General features: G+C 47.0%; 20 protein-coding genes, 1 tRNA gene and 1 rRNA gene (1 of these 22 running past the window's edge). 20 read left to right on the forward strand and 2 right to left on the reverse strand.

Translation table 11 applies throughout. The features are described from left to right. From ACI3EW_RS03840 to ACI3EW_RS03870, 7 genes are all read left to right on the forward strand, one after another. Positions 1-1,556 (forward strand): 23S ribosomal RNA (locus tag ACI3EW_RS03840) (it extends 1,331 nt beyond the left edge of the window). Between the two features lie 69 nt (positions 1,557-1,625). Continuing rightward, positions 1,626-1,697: transfer RNA gene (locus tag ACI3EW_RS03845), tRNA-Gly, on the forward strand. A 409-nt stretch (positions 1,698-2,106) separates the two neighbouring features. Next, positions 2,107-2,688 carry an EAL domain-containing protein gene (locus tag ACI3EW_RS03850; protein ID WP_405582018.1) on the forward strand — a complete coding sequence of 194 codons (582 nt, stop codon included), beginning with the start codon at positions 2,107-2,109 and terminating at the stop codon, positions 2,686-2,688. A 24-nt stretch (positions 2,689-2,712) separates the two neighbouring features. Next, a complete protein-coding gene (locus ACI3EW_RS03855; protein WP_118532417.1) occupies positions 2,713-4,044 on the forward strand; it encodes a sodium-dependent transporter in 1,332 nt (443 codons plus the stop codon). 79 nt (positions 4,045-4,123) lie between these two features. Then, positions 4,124-5,317, forward strand: a complete 1,194-nt coding sequence (locus ACI3EW_RS03860; RefSeq protein ID WP_118532415.1) for a Zn-dependent hydrolase — start codon at positions 4,124-4,126, stop codon at positions 5,315-5,317. Positions 5,318-5,363: 46 nt separating this feature from the next. Further along, the gene (locus ACI3EW_RS03865) at positions 5,364-5,624 is read left to right on the forward strand and encodes a RidA family protein (RefSeq protein ID WP_243022331.1); all 261 of its coding nucleotides are present in this window, start codon (positions 5,364-5,366) and stop codon (positions 5,622-5,624) included. Positions 5,625-5,745: 121 nt separating this feature from the next. Continuing rightward, the gene (locus tag ACI3EW_RS03870; protein ID WP_346011298.1) at positions 5,746-6,126 is read left to right on the forward strand and encodes a hypothetical protein; all 381 of its coding nucleotides are present in this window, start codon (positions 5,746-5,748) and stop codon (positions 6,124-6,126) included. Positions 6,127-6,183: 57 nt separating this feature from the next. Here ACI3EW_RS03870 and ACI3EW_RS03875 read toward each other — a convergent pair whose 3' ends face one another. Then, positions 6,184-7,149: a LysR family transcriptional regulator gene (locus ACI3EW_RS03875; protein ID WP_405582023.1), complete on the reverse strand. Its 966-nt coding sequence runs from the start codon at positions 7,147-7,149 to the stop codon at positions 6,184-6,186. Positions 7,150-7,381: 232 nt separating this feature from the next. Here ACI3EW_RS03875 and ACI3EW_RS03880 point away from each other — a divergent pair, with 232 nt between their 5' ends. The 13 genes from ACI3EW_RS03880 to ACI3EW_RS03940 all read left to right on the forward strand — a co-directional run bounded on the left by ACI3EW_RS03880 (position 7,382) and on the right by ACI3EW_RS03940 (position 22,333). Continuing rightward, positions 7,382-8,152: a sulfite exporter TauE/SafE family protein gene (locus ACI3EW_RS03880; protein ID WP_021905198.1), complete on the forward strand. Its 771-nt coding sequence runs from the start codon at positions 7,382-7,384 to the stop codon at positions 8,150-8,152. A gap of 257 nt (positions 8,153-8,409) precedes the next feature. Then, on the forward strand, positions 8,410-8,913 hold the full coding sequence (gene greA, locus ACI3EW_RS03885; protein WP_405582026.1) for a transcription elongation factor GreA: 504 nt from the start codon (positions 8,410-8,412) through the stop codon (positions 8,911-8,913). Positions 8,914-8,935: 22 nt separating this feature from the next. Continuing rightward, positions 8,936-10,198: a 2-hydroxycarboxylate transporter family protein gene (locus ACI3EW_RS03890; RefSeq protein ID WP_118532431.1), complete on the forward strand. Its 1,263-nt coding sequence runs from the start codon at positions 8,936-8,938 to the stop codon at positions 10,196-10,198. Between the two features lie 33 nt (positions 10,199-10,231). Then, positions 10,232-11,107: a LysR family transcriptional regulator gene (locus ACI3EW_RS03895; protein ID WP_405582030.1), complete on the forward strand. Its 876-nt coding sequence runs from the start codon at positions 10,232-10,234 to the stop codon at positions 11,105-11,107. A gap of 227 nt (positions 11,108-11,334) precedes the next feature. Continuing rightward, positions 11,335-12,939: an ABC transporter substrate-binding protein gene (locus ACI3EW_RS03900; protein WP_405582033.1), complete on the forward strand. Its 1,605-nt coding sequence runs from the start codon at positions 11,335-11,337 to the stop codon at positions 12,937-12,939. A gap of 88 nt (positions 12,940-13,027) precedes the next feature. Beyond that, positions 13,028-13,981 carry an ABC transporter permease gene (locus tag ACI3EW_RS03905; protein ID WP_405582036.1) on the forward strand — a complete coding sequence of 318 codons (954 nt, stop codon included), beginning with the start codon at positions 13,028-13,030 and terminating at the stop codon, positions 13,979-13,981. After that, entirely contained in the window at positions 13,974-14,855 is an 882-nt protein-coding gene (locus tag ACI3EW_RS03910) for an ABC transporter permease (protein ID WP_405582039.1), read from the forward strand. The genes ACI3EW_RS03905 and ACI3EW_RS03910 overlap by 8 nt, the downstream gene beginning before the upstream one ends. A 10-nt stretch (positions 14,856-14,865) precedes the next feature. Then, complete coding sequence (locus ACI3EW_RS03915; protein ID WP_405582042.1) at positions 14,866-15,867, forward strand: ABC transporter ATP-binding protein; 1,002 nt, start codon at positions 14,866-14,868, stop codon at positions 15,865-15,867. Next, entirely contained in the window at positions 15,860-16,828 is a 969-nt protein-coding gene (locus ACI3EW_RS03920) for an ABC transporter ATP-binding protein (RefSeq protein ID WP_405582045.1), read from the forward strand. Before ACI3EW_RS03915 ends, ACI3EW_RS03920 begins: the two co-directional genes overlap by 8 nt. A gap of 17 nt (positions 16,829-16,845) precedes the next feature. Beyond that, the gene (locus ACI3EW_RS03925) at positions 16,846-18,111 is read left to right on the forward strand and encodes a M20/M25/M40 family metallo-hydrolase (protein ID WP_405582048.1); all 1,266 of its coding nucleotides are present in this window, start codon (positions 16,846-16,848) and stop codon (positions 18,109-18,111) included. After that, positions 18,112-19,410, forward strand: a complete 1,299-nt coding sequence (locus tag ACI3EW_RS03930) for a CapA family protein (RefSeq protein ID WP_405582051.1) — start codon at positions 18,112-18,114, stop codon at positions 19,408-19,410. A gap of 22 nt (positions 19,411-19,432) precedes the next feature. Then, the gene (locus tag ACI3EW_RS03935) at positions 19,433-20,635 is read left to right on the forward strand and encodes a M20 family metallopeptidase (RefSeq protein WP_329752329.1); all 1,203 of its coding nucleotides are present in this window, start codon (positions 19,433-19,435) and stop codon (positions 20,633-20,635) included. A 282-nt stretch (positions 20,636-20,917) separates the two neighbouring features. Further along, positions 20,918-22,333 (forward strand): serine hydrolase domain-containing protein, encoded by a 1,416-nt coding sequence (locus ACI3EW_RS03940; RefSeq protein ID WP_405582055.1) that lies wholly within the window; start codon positions 20,918-20,920, stop codon positions 22,331-22,333. A gap of 108 nt (positions 22,334-22,441) precedes the next feature. On the opposite strand, the gene bilS is transcribed toward ACI3EW_RS03940, so the two are convergent. Next, positions 22,442-22,948: a flavodoxin family protein BilS gene (bilS, locus tag ACI3EW_RS03945; RefSeq protein ID WP_182426591.1), complete on the reverse strand. Its 507-nt coding sequence runs from the start codon at positions 22,946-22,948 to the stop codon at positions 22,442-22,444. Positions 22,949-22,956: the final 8 nt, after the last annotated feature.

Consider the following 22,956-nt stretch of genomic DNA (forward strand, 5'->3'; position numbering starts at 1 on the left):
AAGGTTTCCAGGGTAAAGCTGATCTGCCCTGGGTAAGTCGGGGCCTAAGGCAAGGCTGAGAAGCGTAGCTGATGGACAACAGGTTTAGATTCCTGTACCACATGATATCAGAACTGTGGGGACGCAGAGGGATAAGATGACCGGGGAACAGATTCCCGGGCAAGCGTAGGAGGTGTCAGGCAGGCAAATCCGCCTGATAAGCCAAAGACGTGACGCGGACCGAACTAAAGTAGGGAAGCATCTGATTCCAGCTGCCGAGAAAAGCCGCTATTGTGTATCATGTGCCCGTACCGTAAACCGACACAGGTGGATGAGGAGAGAATCCTAAGGCCGGCGGGAGAAGCATTGTTAAGGAACTCGGCAAAATGACCCCGTAACTTCGGGATAAGGGGTGCCAGAGAGATCTGGCCGCAGAGAATAGGCTCAAGCAACTGTTTAGCAAAAACACAGGTCTATGCGAAACCGTAAGGTGATGTATATGGGCTGACGCCTGCCCGGTGCTGGAAGGTTAAGAGGAGAGGTTAGAGCAATCGAAGCTTTGAATTGAAGCCCCAGTAAACGGCGGCCGTAACTATAACGGTCCTAAGGTAGCGAAATTCCTTGTCGGGTAAGTTCCGACCCGCACGAAAGGCGTAATGATTTGAGCGCTGTCTCGACAATGCACCCGGTGAAATTGAAATACCAGTGAAGATGCTGGTTACCTGCGCCAGGACGGAAAGACCCCATGGAGCTTTACTCCAGCTTGATACTGGGATTCGGTAATGCATGCACAGGATAGGTGGGAGGCTATGAGTATGGAACTCCGGTTTCATATGAGCCGCTGTTGGGATACCACCCTTGCGTTACTGGGTTTCTAACCATGGTCCATGATCTGGATCGGGGACAATGTCAGGTGGGGAGTTTGACTGGGGCGGTCGCCTCCGAAAGGGTATCGGAGGCGCTCAAAGGTTCCCTCAGAATGGTTGGAAACCATTCGAAGAGTGCAAAGGCAGAAGGGAGCTTGACTGCGAGACCGACGGGTCGAGCAGGTAGGAAACTAGGACTTAGTGATCCGGTGGTATGAAAGTGGGATTGCCATCGCTCAACGGATAAAAGCTACCCTGGGGATAACAGGCTTATCACTCCCAAGAGTTCACATCGACGGAGTGGTTTGGCACCTCGATGTCGGCTCATCGCATCCTGGGGCTGAAGTAGGTCCCAAGGGTTGGGCTGTTCGCCCATTAAAGCGGTACGCGAGCTGGGTTCAGAACGTCGTGAGACAGTTCGGTCCCTATCCGGCGCAGGCGGAGGATATTTGAGAGGAGCTGTCCTTAGTACGAGAGGACCGGGATGGACGGACCGCTGGTGTACCGGTTGAGCTGCTAAGCTCATGGCCGGGTAGCCAAGTCTGGCAGGGATAAACGCTGAAGGCATCTAAGCGTGAAGCCCCCCTCAAGATGAGATATCCCATTCGAAAGAAGTAAGACCCCTTGAAGACGACGAGGTAGATAGGGCAGAGGTGGAAGTGCAGTAATGCATGGAGCTGACTGTTACTAATCGGTCGAGGGCTTATCCAGGAAGGTCTGGTTGGTTGATGAAACGGTGAAGATGATTTCAATATGTGGTTTTGAAGGTATGTTACCTATGCACGAGTGGCTCAGTGGTGGAGTATCGCCTTGCCAAGGCGAGGGTCGCGGGTTCGAATCCCGTCTCGTGCTCTCAATGATACAAAAAAGGAGATATCCGTTGGATATCTCCTTTTTTGTATGTTCGAGCCCTGCCGGGTTCGAACGGTTCGAATGTCTACGTTCCACTCCGGTCGTCGCAGTCGAACGTCCCCCGGACGTTCTGCGACGTCTCGTGCTCTCAATAAGATGTGAAAAAGAGGAGATATCCGATGGATACCTCCTCTTTTTTCGCATGTTCGAGCCTTGCCGGGGTCGAGCGGTTCGAAGTCTACGCTCCGCTGCGGTCGTCGCAACAAGTTCAAATACTTGTAAAACATAAGATTGCATGGTATGATAAAATATGTTCGGAAATGCTGGTTGATGGCATAAATCCAATTCTGTTAATGACACGCAGGAAGGTTGGATCATTGCTTACGAGCTGATTAAAGGAAAAACAGACATGAAGAATATATTTGAGACGGATCCGGAAAGTCACTATCGATTTTCATGGAATTTCAAGGTGAGTGTCAATGTCTCCTGGCGGCAGTTTGCACAGGAAAAGTTCGTGCAGGATGTGTGTGATATTCTGGAGGAAGAATATTTTTCTGCCTCCAATCTGATCCTGGAATTGACGGAGCATTGTCAGGCGTTGGATGAACAGATCCTGAAATGGCATATTGCGGAATTTCACAAATATGGAGTTGGGATTTCGGCAGATGATTTTGGAAGCGGATATTCTTCTTTCAATCTGATGAAAACTCTGGATTTTGACTGCATCAAGATCGATCAAAGCTTTATCCGAAATATTCTGGTGCAGCCTGCCGATCAGATCATGGTCCAGTCGATCATTAATTTTGCAAAGGCACTTGGCGTATCGGTTTGTGTAGAGGGAATCGAAAGCGAAGAAATTTTTCGGTTTATCCGTGAGGCGGATCCGGGGATGTATCAGGGATATCTGTTTGCGCAGCCGCTGACGATCACAGAACTGGAGAAGTTTAAAAAAAAAGAAGCTTTTAATATGAATCATGAGAAAGGGGCATAGCTGTTTTAAGGCAGTTGTAAGCGTATGGGAAAACATAGGGATGGCTTTAAGAGCCGGACAGGATTTGTGCTGGCCTGCATTGGGTCGGCAGTCGGTATGGGGAATATCTGGAGGTTCCCATATATGGTATCGGATTGGGGTGGAATGACATTTTTACTTCCATATGTTCTATTTGTAGTTCTAATTGCGTCTACCGGCGTGATCGAGGAAATGGCGCTTGGCCGCGCGGCAAAGAGCGGACCGATCAGGGCATTTGGCAAATGTACGGAGATCCGCACCGGAAATAAGCGGACGGGTGAGGTGATCGGTGTGATTCCGGTTCTTGGCTCTCTGGCGTTGGCGATCGGATATACGGTGGTCGTAGGATGGATCTTTAAATACGCGTTTCTTGCGATCACTGGCGGGCTGTTCCGGATGGGACAGGATATGGACGCAATCGGCGGACTCTTCGATGGAACGGCATCGTCCTTCGGAAATAACCTTTGGCAGGTGATCGCTATGATCGTGACGGGCGTGATCATGGCTTATGGAATCGCAGGCGGAATCGAAAAAGCGAATAAGGTCATGATGCCCCTACTGTTTGTATTGTTTCTGGGACTTGGCGCCTACATTTTCACACTGCCGGGTTCCGGACATGGATACCGGTATATTTTTACATTGAATCCACAGGGGCTGTTGAATCCGAGATTGTGGATCTATGCTTTCGGACAGGCATTTTTCTCCCTGTCCATCGCCGGAAACGGAACCGTTATCTACGGCTCCTATCTGAGTGACGAGGAAAATGTAGTGAGTTCCGCGAGAAATGTGGCAGTTTTCGATACCCTGGCGGCGCTGCTTGCGGCTCTCGTGATCATTCCGGGAATGGCAGCCGGCGGGGCAGAGCTTTCTTCCGGCGGACCGGGTCTCATGTTTATCTATCTTTTAAATGTATTTAACGGGATGCCGGGCGGACGCATCGTGGAGCTGGTATTTTATATCTGCGTCCTGTTTGCCGGTTTAAGCTCTCTGGTAAACCTCTATGAGGCACCGGTGGAGATGATGCAGGAGCGTTTTGGATTGAACAGAAGAAGTGCCGTGATCGTGATCGCCGTGTTCGGAGGCGCGATCGCGCTCATGATCCAGGGAATCGTTTCCGGCTGGATGGATGCAGTGTCGATCTATATTTGCCCGCTCGGTGCCATGCTGGCGGCGATCATGTTCTTCTGGGTTGCCGGAGAGGACTTTGCGCTTACCGCGGTCAATAAAGGAACCAATAAACCGATCGGCGGCTGGTTTATCCCGTTGGGGAGATTTGTACTGGTGCCGGCGGCTTTTATCGCTCTTGTGGCGGGGGCACTGCTTGGGGGAATTGGCTGATAAGAGATACTTCCGTGTTTCGTCAGGAGAAATCTGAGGACGATACGTGGAAATTTAATTGAGGAGGTAATTTACAAATATGAGCAGATTAAACGAATTGCTCCAACAGGCGGGCAATATTGGGCGGAATGAAGACGGTTCGATCACACGGCTGGGATTTTCAGAAAAATATTTCCAAGTGCTTGAGTTTTTAAAAGGACGCATGCAGGAGCTGGGAATGCAGGTGGAGACTGACCCGGTGGGAAATCTTCATGGCGTATTGCAGGGGAGTGACCCGGAAGCAAAATCCATCGTGCTCGGTTCCCACATGGATACAGTTATGCAGGGCGGTGTTTATGATGGAATGCTGGGTGTGACCGGTGCCCTGGAAGTTGCGGCCCGCTTAAAGGAAGAAGGACGTACCCTGCGCCATCCATTGGAGATCTGGGGCTTTAATATGGAAGAGTCCAGTATTCTTGGCGGTACATTTGGAAGCAGATGCGTGACAGGGATGCTTGATCCAGACATTCCCGGATATGCGGAAAAATTAGCAAAGTTTGGCTGCAGTCCGGAAAAAGCAAAAGCAGCCAAGAGAGATATCAGCAAGTATGAGTGTTATCTGGAATATCATATCGAACAGGGCGATAAACTCGATCATACAGGAATAGATGTGGGCGTTGTCAGCGGAATCGTCAGCATCATCGACTATAAGGTAACGGCAAAAGGCATGAGCAACCATGCGGGCACAACGATGATGGCTAACAGAAAAGATGCGCTTGTCGGAATGGCAAAGCTGATCGTAGCAGCAGAAGAGCGGGCAAGAGAACTGAACGACACGCTTGTATTTACGGTCGGAAAGATCTCTGTATCACCCGGACAGGAAAATGTAATTCCGGGACAGGCTGTGGCGAACTTTGAGATGCGTCATATGGACAAAGCTGTAACAGATCAGTTCTATGCAGATATTCAGGCACTCGCAAAAGAGATTCCGAACTGTGAGTTTGAATTTGTAAATACCGGTGCCAAATATTCCACACCGTGTGATCCGAGATTGATCAAACTGATCGACGATGTCTGCACAGAAAAGGGAATCAGCCATATCATCATGCCCAGCGGTGCAGGCCATGACGCAAATTCGATGGCCCACGAAGGAGTTCCGATCGGTATGATCTTTGTCCCGAGTGTCAAGGGTATCAGCCATCAGGGTGACGAATATACAAAACCGGAACATATCGATATGGGGGCGGATGTTCTGTATCAGACTGTGTTAAAACTGGATGAAAATGGATTTTAATTTTATAGATGATTGAATGAATGGACAAATTTGGAAAACTATATAAATGAATGCGCTCACAGCTGCAAAAAATAAGCTGGAAGAGGGCGAGAAGATCGTACAGATCATGCAGATTACAGTTTATGTAAACTCTGAGCCTGATTTTACAAAGCAGCCGAAGATCGCGGATTTCGCGTCTGAGTATTTCTGCGAGGAGCTTGGTGAATCTGGTGTTGGAAGCCGTGCGGCTGTCGGTGTTGCGGTTCTTCCGGGAGAAGCGCCGGTGGAGATTGCGGTCATTGCGGGGGTAGGAAGTATAAAATATTAGATTAAGAAGGAAAAGCTGCTGCCAGAAAGTTGTGCAGCAGCTTTTTAACAGAAAATTTATCTCACAATAAATATAGAAAAACACTGTTTACAGAGAACTTCTTGGGAAAGGAAAACTTTCAATCACATTAGCAACACACTGGACAGACCGCATTATTTCGATGTTGGAGAACAGGGAGACAGACATCGGAATTACCCCGCGTGTCTTTTATTCGAAGGTGGTGGAGGCAGTAGCGATCTTTAAGGAACCGTTATTTCTGCTTAGCTCAAAAAGTGTTTCTGATTACCCTGAGGTTGTGCAAGCACAGCAGTTAAAGCGTTTCAATGAAATCTATTTTGATTGGGGAACGGGGTTTGTGGAGTGGCATGAGAAGCAGATGAACCCGTTAGACCTGCCGCTTATGGTGACGGATACAACGGAGCTGATACCGGAACTTTTACGGATTCCTAATTCTTTCAGTATTATTCCTGCATGCATTTTTAAAGAAAAAGGAACTGATTGAGCAGTTTGAAAAGGAATGTAAAGAATATATACGGACGGTTGAGGACGTTATAAGTATTTAGCCGGAAAACATCTCTGCCGCCAGCTTCGTAAATTCTTCCATAGCCTTTGATACATATCTCTTTTTCTTCCACATAACAGCGATGTCACGGCTTACATCATCGGAGTCCAGTTTGTAAAAAACGACGGGTTCATCGTGGTCAGACATGCGGACAACGGTGTCAGACAGGAGTGTGACACCGAGACCGGCACCGCAGGAGCGGTAGGCGGTGGCGAGCTGATCTAACTGCAGGCGGATATTTGGGGCAAAGCCATTTTGGGAACAGAGCTTCACGGCGCGCTCGTAGGCAATGGTCTCCGGGCGTAGCAGCAGGAACGGAGCCTTTGCGAAGGAAGAGAGGGAGACGGAAGGCGCAGCCGGATCTAAATGAATACCGCGGCGGATCTCGTCGGCGGTGAATGCCGCAGGAAGAAAGTCTTTTTTTATTCCCATAGAGGCAAAGAAATTTGGAGCACTTGGGACAGCGAGGAGAAAGTGGTCTTCGAAGAGGATAACAGAGTTGAAGGTGTCACACTGCTGGTCCACCGGATCCACAAGGATGTCGAGCGCTTCATTCGCGAGCCGCTTTTGTAATTCAAGAGATGGCGCTTCCTGAACGTCCAGAGAGATTCCGGGATAGCGGCGGCTGTATTCGGCAACGACCGGGAGAACGATGCTGGAGAGAAAAAAACTGGAGGCACCGATCCTCAGAGCACCTGTTTTGAGGTTCGAGAGGTCGTTGCAGTAGATCTTCAGATCATCTTCGATGCGGTGGAGCTTTTCCACGGCATCGATGTAGGCGCGGCCTGCGTCAGTTAAAAGAAGATGGGAGGAAGAACGCTCAAAGATGGGCTGGCCTAACTCCTGTTCTTCTTTTTTTACTGCGATGCTGATAGCGGGCTGGGTGATGTAGAGGTTTTTGGCCGCGGCGGAGAAGCTGCCGCAGCGGTAGATCTCGTAGATGTAGTCTTTTGACTGGAACATTTTGTTCTCCTTATATAAATATAATTAATGAAAAATATCAATATTATAAATTTGATTATATATGAGATCCATGATATATTCAAGATGATCCTGGGAGAGAATAAAAGGATTTATGTGCCGGGAAGAGAGGTTTTGACGGATCAAAATAACAGCAAATACGAACAGCAGCACAGCGGAGACAGTTTCCCGGAGATGATGAAAGAACGCGGGCTGTGCAAAAAGGGAGAAGGAAATGAGTTACTTAAAAACATTGCTTATCATCTGCCCGATCTTCTTTATTTCGGGTATCATTGATTCCATAGGCGGAGGCGGAGGCTTGATCGCACTGCCGACATACTTAATGATCGGATTGCCGGTCCGCTCGGCTTACGGCTGCAACAAACTGCAGGCAGGTCTTGGAAATCTGGTCTCAGCGATCAAGTATTTTAAAAACAACATGGTCGATCTGAGGATTGCACTGGTCTCAGCCATCACGGCGATGACGGGGGCATGGATCGGAACAAAGATCATCTTTCTCCTTCCGGAGGAGAGCATTCAGAAGGCCATCACGGTGGCACTTCCGGTGATTGCCCTCATCATGGTTCTCAGAAAGACAGACGCGAGAAACGTGATCATGAGAAGCGAGATATCAAAAAAAACAGTTGTTCAGGCCCTGATCGTCGGCGTGATCATGGGATTTTACAACAGTCTTTTCGGACCGGGGATCGGTACCGTAGCGATCATCGCATTTACGATGATCATGCACTATGATGCGAGATGTGCGTCCGGTAACGGTAAGGTCCTCATCGTACTTACGAACGCCATCGCCCTTGTAAGCTATGTGAAAACGGGAAATGTCGCTTATGAGATCGCTTGTCCGGCAGCACTCTGTGCCATTGCAGGAAACCTCGTCGGCGTTAATCTGGCGATCAGGAAGGGCGAGAAGATCATCAAACCGGTGATGTTAGTCGTAGTAATCCTCACTGTGATCAAATTTGCATGGCAGAATCATCTGTGGGGTTAAAGGCATAAAATTCAATAAGGTTTACCTGTTTTTGTTTACCCATATAAAAGGGCTGGTCCTACTGTGGACCGGCTCTTTTTATGTAACAGGAAATTCCGGGGAATTCCCTGTTACACAAAAGGCACGAACGTGCCAAGGATGCGCACAGGGTAAGACTGCCGGTATATTTGCAGGGGCCGGATTCCTCAGGGCTTGTTTTTAAGGCAGGAATGAGATAAGATAGTGTTAAAAGAATTCAGGAAAGAAGTGGAAAAACTATGTATGATGAGTTAACAAAAAATGATATAAAGAAGATGGAAGAGGAGATCGAATACCGGAAACTTGTGGTCCGGAAAGAGGCGATCGAGGCGGTAAAAGAGGCGAGAGCCCAGGGCGACTTAAGTGAAAATTTTGAATATTATGCAGCGAAGAAGGACAAGAACAAGAATGAGAGCCGGATCCGGTATCTGGAGAAAATGATCCGGACGGCGAAGGTGGTCTCTGATGAGTCAAAAGACGATGAGGTCGGCCTCTACAACACGGTGGACGTGTATTTTGAGGATGACGATGAGACGGAGACCTATAAGATCGTTACGACGATCCGCGGAAATTCCTTAAAGGGACTGATCAGTTCCGAGTCCCCGCTTGGAAGGGCACTTCTGGGGCATAAGGTCGGCGACCGGGTACATGTGCAGGTGAATGACAGGGCCGGATATGACGTAATCATCAAGCGTCTGGAGAAGACCGTGGATGACGGAAGCGATGCGATCCGGAGTTTTTAAAGAAGACAGAGAGAGGTTGAGTATGAAGGATTTTAAAGTGGCGGGTTTTCCGCTGCCATTGTATGTCCTCATTCTGGCACTGACGGCGGCATGCATGTTTACGGGCTGTGTCCCGAAGAGTCTGGTTCCGGCGTTTTTGGTGTTGATGGTATTCGGTGAGGGCTTAAATGCGATTGGAAATAACGTACCGGTGGTGAAGACGTATCTCGGAGGATCTGTGATCTGTATTCTCGGTTCTGCGATCCTCACGGCAGGCGGACTGATTCCTGAGCAGACGCTTGAGACGCTCGATTATTTTGTCAATGACAGTGGCTTCCTGATCTTTTATATCGCGGCGCTGATCTGCGGCAGTCTCTTTAATATCGACCGGAATCTTCTGCTCAGGGCTACAGTGAAGCTTCTGCCGGTGGCGGTGATCTCTCTTTCTATGGGAATTCTGCTTTCAGGAATTATGGGGATCATCCTTGGGGAAGGTTTCTGGGGCGGGATCCTCTATATCGGAGTGCCTATGACCAGCGGCGGAATGACAGCGGGTACAGTTCCTCTTTCTGCCATGTACTCCCAGGCGCTCGGCGTGGAAGCGGCGGATGTGCTGACAAAGATGGCACCGGCCACAGTGCTTGGAAACTGTGTAGCGATTATTTTTGGCGGTCTTTTAAACAATTTCGGAAAAAAACACCCGGAGACGACCGGAAACGGTGTATTGGTGAATGATGGAAAAACGGTGAAAAAGACACCGCCATTGAAACCGACATTTGCGTCTTTATGTACCGGGATGATCATTGCGTTCGCCTTTTATCAGCTTGGCGCGATCTTGCACAGGTTTGTTCCTGTGATCCCGACGTATGCGTGGATGATCATTGCGGTCGTGCTTGTGAAGGGAACCGGCATCATGTCCGAAGAGCTGGAGGATGCGGCGAGAGAGTGGGGGCAGTTTGCCATTAAGAGCTGGACGGCGGCGGCACTTGCGGGGATCGGTTTTACGCTGATCGATCTGAATACAATTTTAAAGACTCTGACACCGTTATATCTGATCACGGTGGTGCTCATCGTGGGGATCATTACGTTTACGGCGTCAGTTCTTGGAAAGCTGGTTGGCTTTTTCCCACTGGAATCAGCCATCGCAGCGGGGATGTGTACGACAAATATGGGCGGTTCCGGCAATGTGGCTGTTTTGAGCAGTGCACATAGAATGGAGCTTCTGCCGTTTGCACAGATCGTTACAAGATCCTGCGGAGCGCTGATGCTGACGATTGGAGGAATATTAGTGCAGATGGTGGGATGACTTCTTTTTTAGAACGGAGGAGGTTTGCTAGAAATGGAAATATATCAACTTCGATATTTTGCATATGCTGCGAAATATGAGAATATTACGATGGCTGCACAGGAATTGCATGTATCCCAGCCTTCTATCAGTAAAGCGATTCAGGCGTTGGAACGAGAATTGAATACAGAATTGCTGCGGAAAAATGGAAGATCATGTGTGCTGACGCATGATGGGTATCTGCTTCAGGAAAAGATAAGCCCAGTGTTGGAAGAACTTGAACGGATTCCATTGGAATTTCGAAACAGCGAAAAAAAGAAGATAATCCGTATCAATGCATTGACAGGGGATCAGCTTGTCCCGGAATTGATCCGAAAATTCCGGGAGAAAAATCCTGATGTTTTTTTCAAGGTGATGGATCGAAGAGAAGTGACAAACTGGGATGTCTGTATCAGAAGTACTCTTCCGCAGTTTGTGTTTAATAATGCGGTAAAGTTGATGGAAGAACCTTTGTATCTTGCTTTCCATAAAAGTTCGAGGTTAAAGGAGCTTAAGGAGATCACCTTTTCAGATATAAAAAATGAAAGATTTGTTATGCTTAGAAGTGGAGGAAGCATCCGGACGATTTCGGATGCGATTTTTGAAAAAGAGGGATTTATTCCGGATATTGCGTTTGAATGCGATACAGTCCATATTTTGAAGCGGATGGTCCAGGAGGGGCTGGGTATTGCAATCTGGCCGAAGTATTCCTGGAGAAGTCACCTGTTAAATGAGACCGAACTGACAGACGTCTGCTTCCGGGAGATTGATAAGAATGAGTTTAGGAGATCTCTTTATTTGATTGTTCAGAAAGATCTGAAGATGACAGAGGAATTAGAGAAATTCTGCAAATACACGGAAGAATATTTTGGTTTAGTAAGAGATATGTAAATAAAATGTAAGAAAAATCTATTCGAAATCAGAATATGAAGTATTCGCAGAAAATATTTGCATAATATAAAGTTTAAATATATAATTGTTTCATAAAAGAAAGCGCATCTTTTTAAGAATCAAACCATAGAACTTATGGCGGGGGTCTGAATGTCCCCTTCTTAAAAAGTAGCGCTTTTTTGGCATTTTGAGACCTGGAAGACATGACTACAGAAGGAGGAAGGATTATGAAAAAAAGACTTTATCGCATTACGGCAGCGGCACTTATGATGACGATGCTTGCAGCAAGTATCGTCGGATGTTCAAAGTCGTCATCTGGAGAGGCCGGTTCTTCGGCGGAAACAAGCACGGCAGATTCGGGAAAGCAGGCAGCGGAAACCGGATTAAATCCCTCAACTCCCCCGGAAGGAGTAGCGCTGAAGGATGATATTGTGATCGGAATGAAATCTAAACACACGACAATTGATCCAATGGAAGCCAGCAATACCCAGCACAACTACATGTGGCGTATGGTTCATGATACACCGATTCATTTTAATAATGAGACAAAAGAACTGGAGCCTCAGCTTGCGACAGAATGGTCAACCGATGATGGAGGAAAAACTTACATCTTCAAGCTGCGCGAAGGTGTTAAATTCCATAACGGTGAAACTTTGAAAGCTTCAGATGTCGTATTTACATTTAATAGAATGCAGGGAACGACATCATGTAATGGTTTATATGCTAAAGTAGAATCAGTGGAGGCAGTTGACGACCTGACCGTTAAAATGGTTCTGGTTGATCCGAATCTGGACTGGCCATATATGATGACATTACCGACAGCATCGATTCTCAGTGAAAAAGCAGTGACAGAGGATCCGGAAAAAGGACCTGGAGTTGGAACTGGACCGTGGCAGATTGATTCCTATGAGTTTGGAAACTACACAAAACTTACTGCATTCGCCGACAGCTGGAGAGGTGCTCCGAATGCGAAGACATTTACATTCCGCTATATTCCTGAGAATTCTGCGAGATTGATCGCGCTGCAGAATGGAGAAGTTGATATTTGCGCTGATCCTGCGACGATTGAACTTGGAACAGTCGAAGATGATCCGAATCTGGATCTGATCAGCTATGATGGAGGCTCCCTTACTTATCTTGCGTTCAATACGAAAAAATCGCCGGCAGACAATGAAGATCTCAGAAAAGCAGTGGCATACGGAATTGACATTGACAGCATTATCGCTGTAGCAGCAGAGGGACACGGAAAAAAAGCGACTTCCTTCTGGGGCTGGGATGAGTATGGCTACTATGATTGCGGTGGTTACGAATACAGTCAGGATAAGGCAAAGGAGTATCTGGCAAAGGCATATCCGAATGGCGGCGCGACACTTGATATTTCTGTAAGTGAAGCAGAGAGAAAGACAATTGCGGAGATGATACAGAGCCAGCTTAAGGACGTAGGAATCACAGTAAATATCACAGAGCTTGATTCAGCCGGAATCAGTACAAGCACAACGAATGGCGAGCATCAGTCATGTATTTACGGTATGGGATTCAATATCTTTGGTGATGATGCGAGAAGAATCCTTCAGCCGGGTTCCGCTGTAAACAAAGCACATTATGAAAGTCAGGAAGTTGTGGATCTTCTTGACAAGGCTGTTGCGGAAACAGACGAGACGAAGAGAAAAGAGTATTATAAAGAGATTCAGGAAAATGTTTATGAACATGTTCCGTATATTCCGCTTTATTTTGCAGAAGGCTTCATTGGTGTAAAGAAGGGAACTGGCGGAATTGATATTTATCCAACTTCTAACCATGACTATTCGAATATCTTCGTTCCGGTAAACTAATTAAATATAAGAATTTCATCAGCGGACCGCACCAGCGGTCCGCAATTGATATCATACAGAACATTGTGAAAATGAAAAGGAGGATTCTATGCATCGTTACGTTATAAAGCGATTATTAATGATGATTCCGGTTATCATAGGCGTTTCGTTTCTTGTGTTTTTTATCATGGATATGGCGCCGGGAGATGCCGTAGACCTTATGGCACCGGAGGGAGCAACGGCGCAGGATCTCGCAGCGATCCGTCATGATCTTGGTCTTGATAAGCCGGTTGTACTCCGCTATATTGATTATATGCTGGGGATGCTTCAAGGCGATATGGGCGTTTCTTATGTGTCAAAGACCGATGTATTTTCTACATATATGCAAAAACTTCCGGCAACACTGATACTTTCCTTTGCATCCATTTTTGTTTCTATTATTTTATCAGTGCCGCTTGGAATTTATTCAGCGACAAAACAGGGAAGTATTCAGGATAATATCAGCATGGTTTTGGCGATCATTGGTTTGTCTATGCCGAACTTCTGGCTGGGACTTTTGCTGATCATCGAGTTTTCCCTTCACCTTCACTGGTTCCCGTCAGGAGGCGATCAGACCTGGTCAGCAATCGTACTTCCTGCTATTACGATTGGCACGGGACTTATGGCAACACTTACCAGAACCACAAGATCATCCATGCTGGATGTCTTAAAACAGGAGTATTTAAGAACAGCGCGCGCAAAAGGAATTCCGGAGAAAACTGTTGTCATGTCCCATGCGCTTCGGAATGCGTTGATTCCGATTATCACGATCATGGGAACACAGCTTGCCGGCGTACTGGGCGGTAGTGTTTTGACGGAAACTGTATTTGCCTGGCCGGGAGTTGGACGTCTGATCGTTGATTCACTGAATATGCGGGACACTCCGTTAGTAACCGGCAGTATTATTATGACGACGATTCTGGTCAGCATTGTCCTTCTGATTGTTGATCTTTTGTATGCAGCAGTAGATCCTCGGATCAAGGCACAGTATGTGACATCGAAAAGGAGGAAAAAGAATGGCTAAAGCAATGAAAGGCACTTCCAAAAAAGCACGAAGCCAATTGTCAGAGGTAATGCATCAGTTTCGGAAAAATAAAGGTGCGATGCTTGGAGGTGCAGTTGTCCTTATTATTATATTTATAGCTGTTTTTGCAGATTTCCTTCTGGATTATGATACACAGGTAATTGGTCAGAATCTTGCGGAACGTCTTCAGAGCCCAAATGCGAATCACTGGTTTGGAACAGATGAGCTTGGGCGTGATATTTTCTGCAGAATCCTGTACGGAACAAGATTTTCATGTTCAGTAGGCCTGGTTGCCGTGACGATCGGTCTTGTTATCGGCGTAACGCTGGGAGCTATCGCAGGTTTCTTCGGAGGCTGGCTGGAAGAGTTGATCATGCGCTGTACCGATATTCTCGGAGCGGTTCCGAATATGCTTATGGCGATCGTTATCGTTTCCGTACTTGGACAGAGTATCTGGAATCTGATGCTTGCGGTTGGAATTACGAGTGTTCCCCAGTTTGTCCGGATTACAAGAGCGGCTGTCCTTACTGTCCGGAACCAGGAATACGTGGAAGCATCGAAGGCAATTGGACTCAACAACAGAAAGATCATATTTAAACATATTCTTCCGAACTGCCTGTCTCCGATTATTGTTCAGGCAACTCTCCGGGTAGCATCCGCGATCATTTCTGCATCAAGCCTTAGTTTCCTGGGGCTTGGTGTTCCGGCTCCATCTCCGGAGTGGGGAGCTCTTTTATCAGGCGGAAGAAAATATATCCGTGACTATTCTTATATGACGTTGTTCCCGGGACTTGCGATCATGATTACGGTACTTGCACTGAATCTGATGGGTGATGGCCTTCGCGATGCCCTTGATCCAAAATTAAAGAAGTAGGAGGGCGAATATGGCAGAAAATGTTCTTGAACTTAAAAATCTCAATGTAAAATTTGAATTAGAAGAAGATACGGTAGAGGCTGTGAATGGTATCAGCATTCATCTGGATCAGGGAGAGACGTTGGGGCTTGTTGGCGAGACTGGTGCAGGAAAAACGACAACAGCATTGTCTCTTTTAAGACTGATCGATTCTCCTCCGGGAGTTATGGAATGTGACAAGATGGAAATCTGTGGGGAAGATGTTTTGGCAATGAATGCATCAGAACTGGAGCATATAAGAGGAACATTGGTGTCTATGATCTTTCAGGATCCGATGACTTCCTTAAATCCGGTGTTTACTGTGGGACAGCAGATTGCAGAGAGCATTCTCCGCCATGAAAAAGTGAATCACGAGGAAGCCTGGAAAAAGGCAGAAGATATGCTGGAACTTGTTGGAATTCCGAGAGAACGGGCGATTGAATATCCGCATCAGTTTTCAGGAGGAATGAAACAGCGTGTAATCATTGCAATCGCTCTTGCCTGCAGTCCGAAATTGCTGATTGCGGATGAACCGACTACAGCGTTGGATGTGACGATCCAGGCACAGATCCTTCATCTTATGAGAGAACTGAAAGAGAAAAAGAATACATCTGTGATCATGATCACCCATGATCTTGGAATTGTGGCAGAGACGTGTGACCGGGTAGCAGTTATGTATGCTGGAAAAATTGTAGAGGAGGGAACGCTGGAAGAGGTTTTCAACCATACATTGCATCCATACACAGAGGGCTTGTTCAATTCGCTGCCAAATATTAAGAACAGAACGGCAAGACTTCGGCCGATTCATGGTCTGATGCCGGATCCGACGAATCTTCCGGAAGGATGCTCATTTGCACCGAGATGTAATTATGCAACAGAAGCATGTAAAAAAAGGAAACCGGAGCTTATGACATTCGAGGGAACGCATAAGGCAGCCTGTCTGGCGTATGAAGATGAAAAATTCCATATTGAAAGGGGGAAAAAGAATGGCTGATACGATTCTTGAAGTCAAAAATTTGAAAAAGTATTTTAAAACAGCCAGAGGAACCCTGCATGCGGTCGATGACGTGAGTTTTACGATCGAGCGGGGGAAGACGCTTGGAATTGTAGGAGAATCCGGCTGTGGCAAATCGACAACCGGTCGTGCGATCCTGAGATTATTAGAGCCGACCTCCGGACAGGTGATCTTTGATGGAAAAGATATTACTGCCTTGAAGGCAGTTGAAATGAGAAAGATGAGAAGTGACATGCAGATCATCTTTCAGGATCCTTTTTCTTCGTTGGATCCGAGAAAAACGGTCAGCCAGACGATCGCAGAGCCGATTATAGAGAATAAGATCCTGAAGGACAAAAAAGCAATTGAGGCACGCGTGAAGGAACTGATGGAAACGGTAGGTCTTGCGCAGCGGCTCGTCAATACATATCCGCACGAGCTTGACGGAGGAAGAAGACAGAGAATCGGAATTGCCAGAGCGCTGGCGATGAACCCGAAATTTATTGTCTGCGATGAGCCGGTATCCGCACTGGATGTGTCCATTCAGGCACAGATTCTGAATCTTCTTCAGGATCTGAAAGAGCAGATGGGACTAACCTTTATTTTTATCACGCATGATCTCTCAGTTGTTAATCACTTTGCAGATGAGATTGCAGTTATGTATCTTGGTCAGCTGATCGAGAAGGCACCGACAGAGGAGCTTTTCGATCATCCGATCCATCCGTATACGCGGGCACTTCTCTCCGCGATTCCGATCCCGGAAGTTGGAATCAGCCGTCCGGAAAGAATCCTCTTAAAAGGCGAGATTAGTTCTCCGATCGATCCGCCGGATGAGTGCAGATTTGCAAAGAGATGTATTTATACCTGTGACCAGTGTCATCAGTCATGTCCGAAGCTTATGGAAGTCAGACCGGGTCATTTTGTTTCCTGTCATTTGTGGAAGGATTTTTTGAGTGAGTGAATATAGGAGGATGAAGCATGTATCAGGTATCAGAGCGGGTAAAAAAACAGTTTGAATATACAATGAGTATTCCGTGTGTAAAGGAAGCTATGAAATTTATACAGGATGACGAGAGAAATACGATTGAAGAACAGAAAGAACTGGTTCTCATAGAGGCTCCGACGAGAGAGGAAGAAAAACGAGCTGCGGTCATGATGGAAAAATTTAAAGCTCTTGGCCTTGAAAATGTTCACATTGACCGCGGTGGAAATGTTGTTGGCCTTCGAAGAGGAAGCGGCAAAGGACCGAAGGTATTGATCGAGGGTCATCTGGATACAGTCTTTCCATTTGGAACGGTACATGGTGTAGAGGAGAGAGACGGATTCCTCTACGCACCGGGAATCGGTGATGATACAAGAGCACTGGCAATGCTGTTGGGACTTTTAAGAGCATTGAATCAGAACGAGATCAAGACATTCGGAGACATTGTATTTGTGGCAACTACCCGCGAGGAAGGTATGGGCGGTCTCGGCGGAATGAAAGATTTCCTGAATGATAATGACGACATTGATATTTCACTCACAATTGATAACAATGACATGAGCGCACTGATCTTCGAGGCGACAAGCGGAGAAACCTACGAGGTCAACTTTTATGGTATCGGCGGTCATGCGTTTGGATCGTTTGGCGAGATGGCACAGCCGATCCATGCAGCAGCCAGAGCAGTTGCGAAGATCGCTGATTTTACAGTTCCATCAGATCCGAAGACAAGCTTCTGTGTCTCAAATTTCCACGCTGGAACTGCGGCCGGAGTGCATGCGATCGCATCGCAGGCAACCATCAAATTTAATTTCAGATCAAATTCACCGGAGGAGCTTGCAAAGCTTCGCACAAAAATCTTTGATGCGATCGAAGAAGCATGCCGGGAAGAAACAGAAAAATGGGGAAAAGATGAGATCACCTGGGATAAAAACCTGATCAGTCAGGTTCCGGGCGGAACTCAGGATTCCCATACACCACTGGTAGAATCCGCGTGGCTTGGTTTGAAGTCTCTGGATATTGAACCGGTATTCCATAAAGGCGGCTGCACAAATGCGAACGTAGCGGTTTCGAAAGGAATTCCATCGATCTGTCTTGGACGCGCGTTTGCACCGGATGAAAATAGAAAGAATATAATGAATCATAGTGTTCATGAAAAGTTTCCGATCACCGACTCATATAAGGCAGTTCAGCAGGCATTTATGGTATTGATGATGGCAGCAGGAATCGACGGGGAGACAAATTCTGTTGTGGAGGGAAAATAGATGATGAAGAAAATGACACTGATCGCTACAGGAGATGCGTTTATCACAAGAAGATTTCCGGAAGGCGGTTATGAGGGATTTGAGCAGGTCAGAGACGTGATCAATCAGTATGATGTGAAATTTTCGAATCTGGAGATGACATTCCATAATGAGGAAGGATATCCGGCGGCATTTTCCGGAGGAACCTGGGCAATGGCAGATCCAAGAACCCTTGATGATATGAGATCGTTTGGTTTTAATCTGTTTAATACGGCAAATAATCATTCCTGCGACTACAGTCATGGAGGCGTTCTTGCGACTATCCGAAATCTTGAAGAGAGAGACATGATCTTTGCCGGAACAGGAAAAAATCTTTCCGAGGCATCAAAACCATGCTACCTGGAGACGAAAAACGGACGTGTCGCAATGATTGCGGTCTCTTCAAGCTTCCATGAGTCAGGAATGGCTGGTGGACAGAGCGCGGAATTGATCGGAAGACCGGGATTAAATCCTCTTCGTTATGAAACGATTTACCATGTCACAAAAGAGAATTATAAGAAAGCAGAAGAACTGGCGGCGCTTACAAAGATCAACGCAACGATGGAGCGGTCTGTAAAAAACGGATATCAGAATCCGCCGGCTTCCGGAACACTGCCCTTTGGAACATACAAATTTGTTCTGGATGAAAAAGACTGGATCGAGAGCGTTCCATTCCCGGCTGATATGGAACGTGTCGAGAAGGAGATCATTGAGGCAAAAAAACAGGCAGATATCGTTCTTGTAAGCTTTCATGGTCATGAGACAGATGGGGAGGACACAACGGTTCCATCCATGTTCCTTGAGACATTTTCAAGAAGATGTGTGGATGCGGGAGCTGATGCGGTAATCGGACACGGACCGCATGAACTTCGTGGAATTGAGATCTATCACGGAGCGCCTATCTTCTACAGTCTGGGAAATTTCCTTTTTGAGACAGAAACTGTGGAAAAGCAGCCTTATGATGCATACATAAATAAAAAAATGCCGCTGGATGCCAAGGTGGGTGCCTATATGGATGCCCGCAGTAAAAACGGCACGGCCGGATACGGAGTGCTTCCGGAGATCTGGCTATCCGTGATGGCAGGCTGGACCATGGAAGATGGACATTTGACAGAAATCAAACTGTATCCGATTTCTCTTGGAATGACAGAAAAAAGGCCGCAAAAAGGAGTTCCGGTGTTGACCGGTGATGAGAACGTACTGTCATACCTGGCAGAGCTTTCAAAACCTTACGGAACTGAGATGGAAATTAAAGACGGCGTAGGAACGATCAGACTTTAAAGAAGATAGAAGGTGAGCAGATATGGAAGATAGAAAGAGCAAAATCCTGAGCGAAATTGACCGGGACAGGGAAGAACTTGAAGAATTATCCAGAAAGATCCACGATGATCCTGAATTGGGATTTGAGGAATTTCATGCGCTTAGCTATATCAGTGATGTATTGAAAAAGCACGGATACCGTGTGGAACAGGGATACGGAGGTCTGGAAACGTCGTTCCGGGCTGAAAAAGAAGGATCAAAACCGGGTCCGACCGTAGCCTTTCTGGCAGAGTATGATGCATTGAAAGGAGTTGGACACGGATGCGGCCATAATTTAATCGCAACGTGTTCAACGGGGGCTTTTCTGGGACTCGCTTCCGTGATGGAAGATCTCCCGGGAAAAGTATGTATCATAGGAACACCTGCGGAAGAAGGCGGTGCCGGAAAGGTAAAGCTTCTGAAAAATGGGGCGTTTGATGATGTTGACTTTGCCCTGATGATGCATCCGTCATCAGGTGGTTCAAATCTTGTAGGACGCGGAGGCCGGGCCGCCTGCTCCGTAAAAGTACACTTTACCGGAAAAGGTGCGCATTCTTCCGTACCGAAAAATGGAATCAATGCCCTGAGCGCTGTCATTCATGTTTTCCAGCAGATCGACCTGATGAGACCGACTTTTGACCCGCAGGATAACATCAATGGAATCATCTCGAATGGCGGAAGTGCGGCCAATGTGATTCCGGCATCAGCAGATTGTGAATTCTGTATCCGCGCGGATACCATGAAGAGAATCGAAGGGCTGATCGATGTAATAAAACTCTGTGTCAGAAACGCGGAACAGTTGACCGGAGCAAAAGCGGATATCAGCTGGGGTGAGATATCAGCGGAGCGTTATCCGAACCGGCCGATGTGTCAGGCATTTAAAGATAACATGGAGATATTGGGAATTGAGATGAAGTGGCCGGATCCGAAGGCACAGTACGGATCATCGGATATCGGCAATGTTTCTATAAAAATTCCGGCGATCCATGATTATCTGTCGATCACTGATGATAAAACGATTCAGGCTCATACGAAAGAGTATGCGGATGCTGCAAAAAGTGAAGAAGCTCAGGAAATCTGCCTGAAAGGTGCGAAGGGTCTTGCGATGACAGGATATGATATTTTGTCAAGCGATGAGTTCCAGGCGGAGATCCGTAGATTCCATGAACAGCAGATCCCGGATTTTTATAAAGAGAAGAAATCATAATTGTAACTGTTCAGTAGGTCTGCGCACTTGCTGCGCTGACCGTAAGAAAACATAGGCTGGAAGGCAAAAATCCCATCAGCGAAGCTGATCTGGAATGGATTTTTGCACGTAACTATGAAGGTACTGAATAGTTACTCATAATTAAGAAATACAGTGATCTGTATAGGAAACTCAAAAAGAATATTTGAATAAATCGATCAGAATCGATATAATCAATATGAAGACGGCGCACCTGTGTGAGAAGCGGATCATCAGGTGCGCGCAGAGTAAAGGAGAGTACCCATGAACAAAATCACAAATGCGTCAAGATTTCTTTTTGAGGAACTTGTATCCAGGATACAGGAACGTTCCAACGCAGTGGGAATCGCGGTTGCGATCGTTGACCGAAATGGAAATACACAGTATGAAAAGTTTTTTGGATACCGGGATCAGGAGAGAAAATTGCCGATCGATGAGGATACGATCTTCGGATTAGCGTCCGTCACGAAATCCTTTGTGGCTTTATCGATCATGCAGTTAGTCGAAGCCGGAAAAGTAGATCTGGATGATCCGGTGAGCAAATATATTCCGGAATTTACAAACCGTAATCAGAAACCGGTAAAGGTATGGCACTTTTTATGTCACACAGCGGGCTTTTATCCGATGCACCGCACAATCATCAATGAGATTGCGCAGAAGGCAGGACTGGATGAGAATGAGACAGGGGATTTTGCGTTCTGTGAGAAGATCGCATTGGAAGGAACAAAGGCAGTCGCTGAGCTGCTGGATGCCCAGACAAAGGAAAACGGCGGTCTGATCGGAGATCCGGGAAACTACATGAGCTATTGCAATGATGGCTTTGGACTTTTGTCGGAGATCGTACGTCGTGTCGGCGGAGAGAACAGCTTTGCGGAATATGTGAAAAAACATATTCTTGAGCCTCTTCACATGGAGCGGAGCAGCGGAGAGTATGTAAGACCGGCAGCAGATGCGAATGCGGCAATTCTCTACAAAATGCAAAAAGGTGTCATGACTTCCGGCAGAGATTACCATGACAATGCATTTTCTCTTGGCGGAGCCGGTTCCCTTAAATCTACGCTTGCAGACATGAAAAAATACATCTGCATGTATCTGAATTACGGAAAAGGAATCGATGGAACAAGGATCCTCTCCCAGGAGGGTGTCCGGACGATGTGCCGCCCAAGAATCGACTATCGCCCGGAGAGCCATTATTGCTTTGGCCTTTCGCAGAAGAAGCTGGATGACCTGACGGTTATGGAGCATGGCGGAAGCCTGCCGGGAGTTTCGTCAAATTTATCCTGGTCGTATGATGCCGGAGTGGGCGTTATGGTACTGTGCAACACGTCGGGCGTGCCGGTTAGCACGATCGCGGATGCAGCAATGCGGATGTATCATGGAAGAAATCCGATCGAGGACCGATTTGTTTATCAGGAGACGGAGTGGGATGCGGAAAAGAGAAAGGCGATATGCGGCACCTTCCGTTCAGATGAAGATAACAATATCACGATCTTTGAAAAAGATGGAAATCTGGCAGTCAAAGAGGGAGAGACGCTTCTTCGATTTGTGCCGGTGCAGGAATTTTTAGGGATTGTGCGCAACCCGGATAAGGATGGCTACGTGAGATTCTTCGAAAATGAGAATGGTGAGATCTTTGCAATCGGATACGGTGGAAGAATGCTGCCGAGAGTGAAAGACTGATTGGATCAAAGTTTGAGCATGAAAAAATGCCGGACGATCGGGAAGACTGATCGTCCGGCATTTGACTGCCATGCTGGATCCATACAGTGTGTTTTATATGACGATCAATTAGTGGATAAAGCCTTCTGCCCATTTCTTAAAGTTTGCGAAGTCCTCTTCGTTCGGATGGGAGAGGCCTTCATTGTATGTGTCGCGAAGAAGCTTTGCCTTTGCGTCCTCCGGGTCCTTTTCGAGCATTGCGGCAAATTTATCGGCGACTGCCGGCTGCATTTTCCCCTGGCAGACGAAGCCTGTAAGAACAGTGTTGTTTACGGGAATATTTGCCTCTGCCTGCTTTAAGATCGAGTGGATGTAATCAGGAGCGGCATATCCGGCTGTGCCGAAAAGAGCGATCTTTGTATTCTGAAGGTTTTTTAAGAAGATCCGTGTCCTGTCATCACAGCTTCCTTTATCGGTCCAGAAGCCGGCGAAGATAAGGTCCGCGCCAAGCTCTGGGGAGTAATGGGACGTATCACCGAAATAAACACAGTGCTCATGCGGAAGGATATCATGGAGACGATCTGCGAGTGCTGCAGTATTTCCGGTTTTACTGGAATAAACGATGGCATATTTCATTGGCATTT

The organism is Pilosibacter rotomagensis, from assembly GCF_045062245.2.
Classification (GTDB): Bacteria; Bacillota; Clostridia; order Lachnospirales; family Lachnospiraceae; genus Pilosibacter.